Genomic DNA, 9,143 nt, shown 5'->3' on the forward strand with positions numbered 1-9,143 from the left:
AAGGGCACCTCTTCTGTATGATAATTGTGATTCTCGACAAATCAACATATCAAAGAATATTTTTAGTAAGAACTGTATTTAACCAAACTATCTAGGTGCGAAGGTTGAGTAATTACAGAAAGGCACAATAAGCAGAATAAGTCTGCTTATTGTGCCTTCTTTCCGTGCAAAACTTCCGATTGTTCTTTTAAAGAACCGTCCCCATGCTTACTCTTCAAACCTAATCAAAACTCCATATCCAAAGGTTCTAGTTTTCAATACTAACCCATAATTTTCTACATCTTCAGGTACTTTAAATTCTAGAACGGCACGCATTTTTCCATCTTCACGTTCAAGCAACCATTCTTCGTTCTCCCAGCCTTCTACTTCTAATATGGTAACTTTTTCTGGAGAATAGGATTCTTCACCATGAATTAGTGTAAAGTTGCGCTTTGGATGAATATCGTAATCCGTATCACGTACTTCAAACGTAAACTCAATTGCGACAGCTTTCATTCCAGATTCAGCTATAGCTAACGTGCTCTCCACTTCTTTTGCTGCGTAGAATAACTGATTACCCCATCCAACATCTTCACTAGTTTGACTAGAGTTAAACTCGAACAAATAATCATCAACACCTATTAGGGTAATCTCGTCATCCGCATCATCAGTGTTTACATTTTGCTCACCCGTATCCTTTGGTTCCGTAACCGAAACTTCTCCTTCTGTTGGGTTGAATGCATGCTCAATTTCACTTGCCTCTTTGGCTTGTTCAATATTAGGAGCAACCTTGATCATCGTCATCAAAAAGGTCCCCACTAATAATACAGATGTTGAAATGACGACCCATTTTAAACGTCTTTCCACCGCTTTCCGATTGGTAATATTTCCTCCCATCCCTTGATTTGGAGTCATTCGAACGGCTCGCTCCGCTGGGAAGATTGTTCCAATAATCCCGATTACCACTGGGATTAATCCAGTTGTTAAAATAAATCCAATTTCTTCTGTAGGGAAAGCTCCATATAGTCCCCACATGATTAAAAATGCAAGGCTTAGACCGATTAATGCAGCAAATAATCCACTAAAGACTCCTTCGGCCAAGATTAACCTACGAATACTCCACCTTTTCCATCCAATAGCCTGTAGTAGTGAGATTTCCTCGCGCCTTTCGGATACATTTTGCCACATGATCTCCGCTGTCGTTAAAATGGCAATACTCAAGGATACGAGGATCGCAATATAATGGGCTGGTCCTATTTCTAATGCAACATATTCTCCTAGTAACGAGGTATACATAATGCCTCGTAATCGGAATGTAATGTATAAAAACACAGCCAAGAGCGCCGTTGGTAACGCAATCGAAATAACCGATAAAAAACTTCTCTTCCATTTTCCAATAAAATGGTTAAAAGCCATTCGATTAATTCCTTTTGTTTGAAAAATCCGCTTACTCTTACTCGATATTTCTCCCGTTCGCATTGCTTCGTAAGGGGAAATATTACGGGTTAATAGCATTGGTATGAATGATCCGAACACATATACAATAAACCCAAATAACCCAGTCCACAAGAAACGATTAAAAGATATGGTTGCATCACTCGAAATATAAACAAATCCGAGCATCATCCAAGAAGTTACCGCTACAAAAATACCGATTATACTAGATTCAAAGAATAACAACCGACTCAACTGCCTTGGTCGCCAGCCAATGGAAAGTAATACAGCAAATTCTTTTCTTCTAGCAAGTAAGTTGACAATTCCAGAAGCCCAAACATAGACAATTGCAACAGCAATGACACTGCCAACGACACCGGAAAAGCCAATTTTTGTTTCCTTAAATATTGAAATGGAAGAACCTATATTTACCCATGGTTGCTGTAACCACCCAATGTCCTCCCCTCCATTTAATCCCGGAACATAAGAGAGTGCTAATTGTGGGGATGAACCAAGCGTGATATCTGTTATAAGCCCTGTTCTATTCTCAATCTCGCTAGCAACTTGTTCTAATATTGCTTGACTTTCATCACTTAAATCCGCAACTCCTGCAACTTTAATGCGGATTGCCGAAATCGGCTTTTCACCAAGTATATTTGCAGCTGCCTCTATCGTCGTTAACATTCCCGGTGGGTCTGTTAAAAAGCTATATGGATCCCCTGTAGGCTTTAATTGTTTTGGTGGATTGATTGGATTTCCATTGACGTCCATGACATACTCAGCGCTTGCCGGACGATAGGTTTCCATTGGCAATTCCGTTGTTGGATCCATCGAAATTGCTAAATTACTGGCTTCGTAAAATCCTATCCAGTTAGGCTTCATACGTGGTTGATCCAAGAAGTTCTCTGCGATTAATATTGGCTCTCGAAATGTGTCCTTATTCTGATAGACCCCCACAGCATCATCACTATTTTGGAAAGGAACGACTTGATAGGTATACGGCCATCGATCAGCATAAGGACTTGAGATTTCTTGATACTCTAGTGGGCTCGGCTTAAATACAATTCCTGTAACATCTTCATCTACTTGAGTAATAATTTCTAGTGGATCCTCATCTTCACTCTTTTCCTCTTCGTTTTCCTCTAATACGATAACTTCTCCCGTTTCCCAGTCTACTCCAGTCATCCTGTTAATAAATGAATGGAACGTCTCTTTTCCAGTAATGGAAAATGTATCGACTACTTCACCACTTAATGTGTCCAGATAGTTTTCTCCGCCATTTTCCTTTACTTTTTTCATTACGGCATCTGCATTCTCTTCATTAATTTCGATGTCCAACTTTTCAAATGTAATATGTTCCATTTTATCCACGTAGGCTGTTTGATTAACAATAATCGGAATTTCGTGGTATCCTTTCCCTTCATCGAAATAATACGTATCCGTATCACCAAAATACCTACTCGTTCCTAATTCAATGATGGCTTCATCTAATCCAACTAACTTCGCTTCCTGTTCAGGATCAATTCCAGCCAAAAGGGAATGGCCATTAACTAATAAATCTAGATATGGGGCAGCAACCCCATATTCCGACCCCTTATTCATAAGATCCCATACATTAATTGGGAAGTAGTAATTATTTATTGCTGTTTCCTCACCTATTCCATTATTTACCGTTGTCTTCATCATTCTTCTATAAATACCTGGCTCAGATAACTCAACTTGGCCATAATTGACGGAATATGATGCATATCCAATCATCGCAATCGGAGCTGCAACCTCTATACCTGGGATAGTTTTAATCGTTTCATATTGTTCAAGACTAATTCCCCCACTTAAGCCACTTAAGTAGTTTGGTTCTAATAACTTCTTCTCCTCTGTAATACTACGAGTTCCTTCAGGTCGAACCACAATATCGTATGATGCAGACCAACGCTGTTGCAGCGTATCCACAATGGTTCCTTTGTTCGTTTCTGAGAGACCAATTAAGTAAGTTAAACCAGCACTAACAATAAAAGCTCCGATAATAAGTAGAATAAACCGTTCCTTCCGCCTCCACCAATTCTGCCAAATAAAGCGAATCATGAAGTAACACCTACTTTATCGGAAAGTACCACACCATCCTTCATGGTGATGATACGATTCGCTTTGGCTGCTAAAGCTGGGTCATGGGTTACGAATAATACACCACAACCTTCTTGTTCATTTAATTCTTTTAATAAATCATAAATCCGTTCCCCTGTTTCTGTATCTAAGTTACCAGTAGGCTCATCCGCAAGTAACCAGCTTGGTTTATGTACAATTGCACGAGCAATGGCCACTCGTTGCTGTTGTCCACCTGATAATTGAGATGGAAGTGAATTCATCTTATCTTGAAGCCCTACTTGTTCAACGACTTCTTTTGCTCGTTCTAATTTGTTGTATGGAACTTTTCTGGAAAACAATGGAGTAAGTACATTTTCTAATGCAGTTAATGTAGGAAGTAGATGAAATTGTTGAAAGATAAACCCTATTTCTTGGAAGCGAAAGTCTGCTATTTTATTTTTACTCTTTTTTAAAATCTCTTCACCATCATAAGTGATTGCACCTTCGCTAGGCTTGTCTAGGGTACCAAGAAGGCTTAACAAAGTAGATTTCCCTGAACCAGATGGACCAATGATCGCCGTGAATTCCCCTTTTTCAAATGCTAAGTCAACATTTGTTAAAGCGATTGTTTTTGTACCATCACCTTTAAACGATTTCTCAACATGTTGACATATTATCTCTTGTATCAAATTGCTCCCCCTCTTTCATACATAATCTTTTTCTTATTTATTATTACATTAACTATATTACAAAAATATGTCAATTTATTATTTTAACTTTTCGGATAATTAGTAGAACATCTTAAATGGAAGGAGTTAACATTTTACAATTCTAATACGGGCTCAATTAAAGTTTATGTTAATGTAAGCTAAAAAACTAGAACTTCCAATTATCTGGAAGTTCTAATACGTAATATAGCCTTATTCAAAATATCCGTTACGTTAAAAACGAGAGTTTGTTTGTAACAATATGTGAATGAATAAATTGCATATAAACGAATACATTTAGCTTAAGAAACAAGTTAGGTAATTGCCAACATTAGTCTTCGATATTTAGGTGTTTTTCATTCTTTTTAATCGTCAACATATGTTGAATTTGAAAAACTAAACCATATGGAATTCCAATTATCAAAATAGCCACGCTAAATATTCTGTTAAATCCATTTTTACTCAAAGTTACAATATAAAAAGGGATAAAGTTTATTACTCTATCCCTTTAGTTACTTACCAACTTTATTTGTTACTTACCAACTTTAATTGTGATTTCCCATCTTTATTTGCAATTTCCCAACTTAATTGTAAATTAACACAAGATTTCCAACTAAAATCTATCCTACTCCACCGTAACACTCTTAGCCAAGTTACGCGGCTTATCAACATCCGCTCCACGGTGTAGGGCTGCATAATAAGCAATAATTTGTAATGGAATTACTGTTGCAAGTGGTGTTAATAATTCATGTACAGTCGGGATGACAAATGCATCATCATCTTGCTCAAGACCCTTCATGCTAATGATAAGGGCGTTTGCACCACGTGCCACAACTTCTTGAACATTTCCGCGAATAGAATAATTAACATTCTCCTGTGTTGCAATCGCAATAACTGGTGTACCTTTTTCAATTAATGCAATAGTTCCATGTTTTAATTCTCCACCTGCAAAACCTTCTGCTTGGATATAGGAAATTTCTTTCAGCTTTAATGATCCCTCTAAGGAAACAAAGTAATCCAAGCTACGACCAATGAAGAATGCATTACGAGTTGTTTCTAAATAATCTCTAGTTAGCTGTTCAAGCTCTTCTTTTTGTGCAGTTAATACGTCCATCGCATTAGCAACAATGGCAAGCTCTTGCATTAGGTCAAAGTCTAATGTAATACCTTTAGCATGCGCCGTATCTACAGCTAAAATTGCTAATACTGCAATCTGTGCAGTGTATGCTTTTGTAGATGCAACCGCAATCTCAGGACCTGCATGTAGGTGTAATGTGTAATCCGCTTCACGAGAAAGGGTGGATCCTGGCACATTGGTAATCGTTAGTGCTGGATATCCCATTTCTTTAATTTTAACTAGTACCGTACGGCTATCTGCTGTTTCTCCACTTTGAGAAATGAAGATAAATAATGGTTTTTCTGATAGCAATGGCATGTTATATGAAAACTCACTAGAGACATGTACCTCTACTGGAATCTTCGCGATTTTTTCAATTAAGCTCTTGCCCACAAGTCCAGCATGGTAGCTAGTTCCAGCCGCAATGATATAAATGCGATCACAAGCCTTCATTGCTGCACGGATGTCTTCATCCAATTTAAGCTCATTATCTTCGTTTTGATATTCTTTGATAATTTTGCGCATAACAATTGGTTGTTCATCAATTTCTTTAAGCATAAAGTGTGGGTACGTACCTTTTTCGATATCGCTCGCATCAATTAATGCTGTATAAGGAGTACGCTCTAAAACCGTTCCATCAAGCTGTTGGATAGATACAGATTCACGTTTTACAATAACGATCTCTTTATCATGAATTTCAAGATATTGATCTGTTACCTTTAATGTAGCCATAGCATCACTTGCTACCACATTAAACCCTTCACCTAATCCAACTAATAAAGGACTTTTATTTTTAGAAACATAAAGTGTATCACGATCTTCATTGTCGATCATCGCAATTGCATAAGAACCCTTTAATAGCTCCATTGCTTGGCGGAAGCTTTCTAACGTACTTTGAGTTGTTTCATAAAACTTCTCAATTAATTGGACAATAACTTCTGTATCTGTCTCACTCTTAAATGTCACATCTTGTAGATATTCACGCTTTAAATCCAAATAGTTCTCAATAACACCGTTATGCACAAGCGTAAATCTGCCATTGGTGCTTTGATGTGGGTGAGCATTGTTAACACTTGGTTCGCCATGTGTCGCCCAGCGTGTATGACCAATCCCCATTGTTGCGTGAATAGACTCATCCACTGATTCTCTTAGAGCAGCAATACGGCCTTTTACTTTGAATAGGTTTAAACCACTTTCATTTAATACCGCAATACCCGCTGAATCATATCCGCGATACTCTAATTTTTCAAGTCCATTTAATAATACTTCTTTAGAATCCTGTTGTCCGATATAACCTACAATTCCACACATTAGTAGTTGTTCCTCCTCGTAGGGGCAACAAACGACCATGAAAGGATTTCATTTAAAATTCTTTGGGGCGTTTTATTGCCCCTTTCTCGTGTTTTTTTAGTCTGTTTATGATGACACTCTACTCTTTTCCTTTGTGCAATAGGTCACCCTATTGTTTTTCGAAAAAAGCATAACGACTGGAGTGTGCAACCGGAAGGCACCCGCCGATAAATCTCGATAACCTTCATCCTCGTCAACTATTTTCTTTTTACCGTTCAGAAAATAGCCCAGGCGCTTTATTATTATTTACCTCTACCCTCCTAACTATTTCGATATTAGTCACCCTATTCTTGGCAGAAAATTCACCAAAGATAAGATACCAACTTATTTTACAAGATATTACTATCATTGGTCAATCATAAACGTTGAAAAAGGTGACATGTAAATAGTATATGTCACAAAAAGTTACTTGTTAACAAGTAAAGGACACATGGATTATCAACTCCCATGTGCCCTTCATTTTTCTATCCTTGATGCTTCTCAAGGAAATCAAGCATGACATTATATACTTTAATTTCATTTTCTTTCTTAGAGAATCCGTGCCCCTCATCTTCTAAAACAAGGTATTCGACCTCTCGACCTAATCCTCTTAGCTTCTCTACAATTTGATCTGATTCTTCCTTCACAACACGAGGGTCTTTCGCACCTTGAATAACAAGCATTGGCTTCACCATGGACTCAAGATAGGTGATTGGGGAATCGTTAACAAAACGTTCCTTATCACGTTCTGGATCTCCTAACCAACGCTCCATCATTGGCTTCCAGTGTGGAGGAACAGAGTTGACGAAGGTAAACAAGTCAGACGGCCCAAAGATGTCTACTACCGCTTTGAAATACTCTGGGTGGCGACCATGTAATAGTAATGCCATATAGCCACCATAGCTCCCTCCAACAAGGAACAACTTATCACGATCTGTTATATTATTTTCAAACAACCATTCAATTCCCGCTACACAATCTAATCGCGCACCATGTCCCCAATCTTGTTCCACCAGCTTGACAAAGGAAGAACCATAGCCTGTGCTACCTCGGAAGTTAGGTGCAAATATCGTATATCCTCGATTTAATGCACTTTGGAACATAGCACGGAACATTTTACGTTCTGATGCTTGTGGACCACCATGTGGCCAGAAAATAGTGTGTCCATTATCATTCTCTGGGTTGGCCCGGAACAATAATGCCTCTATTTCCATTCCATCAAATGATTTATAAGTGACGACCTCAGGCTCTACCATATCTTCCTTACTGACACCGAGTACACGATTATTAGTTAAGGCTTCCCAATTAGTACCATCGGTTGATTTGTAAATGTTAAATGGAATTGTTGCCGTACGACCAAGCACATATAAATTGCCAGCTTTTGTAACAACTAATTTTTCCACGACATCAAATGGAGTCGATAGCTTCTCTAATTTATTTGCACCTAAATCATAACGGTATAACATATCTTCTACGCCCTTTTCCGTTACAACGTAAAGGTAGTTATTTTCCTTATTATATTCGATATGATCAATGCTCTCATCGTCAATTTGAAGGACTTTGTCAAACGTTTTAGAATCCAGGTTAAATTTGGCTACATAACTATATTCTTCTTCAAAGTTCGTCGTGAAATAGATATCTTTATCGCCAACAAATACCGGGCCAGTTGCTACATGAACCTTTTCCGGATCTGGTGTTAAATGTACGATTTGATCGCCTTCTTTCACAAACAATTGAATATATGTGTTTGCAAATAGACGCATATAAACGAATACATCTTCCTTCTCTGATACACCTGCCAAATAAGTAGAACCATCTGCCCCTTCATGTAGCAACGTATCTGTATTGTCTTCTAGGTTACGAACACGCGTATTTAAGAAGTTCGGATTTCCTACCGATGTGACATAATAAAGCCGTTTTCCATCATCGCTTAAATGAGCAAAATAGTATTTTTCATTCGGTTCACCCGTAATTAGTTCCTGTGGCATACCACCTTCACTAGGGACAGCGTAAATTTGGTAGTTCTCATCTCCATCATGATCATAACCAGTTAAGACATAACGTCCCTCTGGATCAACCTTAATGAAATTAGCTGTTTGATCCTTCTGAGCAAATAAATACGGATATGTATCTGGAAGATCCATTGCCCATAGATTCATTTTCCCATTTAGGTTTGTGTTAAATATAAGCCGTGTCTCATCTTTACTAATTGCAAAATTATTAATAACATACGTACGCAAAAATTGTTCTACGGTTGGCTTCGGAAAGTTTATCATATTTCTCCCCCTCAATATAAAAACTGTAAATTTAAATTCCTAAGAATAGTATAACGCATTTCTAACAATCTGACAGTTGATTGGTATGCACTGATTGAGTCAAGTATTTGTGGGAGATTTTTAAAGTCCCTTATTTTGTATTGTTTTAATTCCAAATTTGACAACGGTTTCAGATTTATATCTTTCCATCTGTTTCCGCTTTTTTACTTTTTTAAATTC

4 protein-coding genes are annotated in these 9,143 nt (G+C 37.7%); all 4 read right to left on the bottom strand.

Going from position 1 to position 9,143, the window contains the following annotated elements; translation table 11 throughout:
* Positions 1–207: 207 nt before the first annotated feature.
* The 4 genes from AAIB49_RS05575 to AAIB49_RS05590 all read right to left on the bottom strand — a co-directional run bounded on the left by AAIB49_RS05575 (position 208) and on the right by AAIB49_RS05590 (position 8,924).
* The gene (locus tag AAIB49_RS05575; protein ID WP_343457448.1) at positions 208–3,495 is read right to left on the bottom strand and encodes an ABC transporter permease; all 3,288 of its coding nucleotides are present in this window, start codon (positions 3,493–3,495) and stop codon (positions 208–210) included.
* On the bottom strand, positions 3,492–4,184 hold the full coding sequence (locus AAIB49_RS05580; RefSeq protein WP_343457449.1) for an ABC transporter ATP-binding protein: 693 nt from the start codon (positions 4,182–4,184) through the stop codon (positions 3,492–3,494). Before AAIB49_RS05580 ends, AAIB49_RS05575 begins: the two co-directional genes overlap by 4 nt.
* A gap of 643 nt (positions 4,185–4,827) precedes the next feature.
* Complete coding sequence (gene glmS / locus AAIB49_RS05585; RefSeq protein ID WP_339217442.1) at positions 4,828–6,630, bottom strand: glutamine--fructose-6-phosphate transaminase (isomerizing); 1,803 nt, start codon at positions 6,628–6,630, stop codon at positions 4,828–4,830.
* Between the two features lie 503 nt (positions 6,631–7,133).
* Positions 7,134–8,924, bottom strand: a complete 1,791-nt coding sequence (locus AAIB49_RS05590) for an alpha/beta fold hydrolase (RefSeq protein ID WP_343457450.1) — start codon at positions 8,922–8,924, stop codon at positions 7,134–7,136.
* Between the last annotated feature and the right edge of the window lie 219 nt (positions 8,925–9,143).

The sequence above is a fragment of the Ornithinibacillus proteolyticus genome, from assembly GCF_039581225.1.
GTDB lineage: Bacteria > Bacillota > Bacilli > Bacillales > Amphibacillaceae > Ornithinibacillus > Ornithinibacillus massiliensis.

What these genes read in the sequence shown, in the direction of transcription:
- AAIB49_RS05575 (WP_343457448.1), bottom strand. Translation starts at nt 3,495, where the DNA reads ATGATTCGCTTTATTTGGCAGAATTGGTGGAGGCGGAAGGAACGGTTT.
- glmS (WP_339217442.1), bottom strand. Translation starts at nt 6,630, where the DNA reads ATGTGTGGAATTGTAGGTTATATCGGACAACAGGATTCTAAAGAAGTA.
- AAIB49_RS05590 (WP_343457450.1), bottom strand. Translation starts at nt 8,924, where the DNA reads ATGATAAACTTTCCGAAGCCAACCGTAGAACAATTTTTGCGTACGTAT.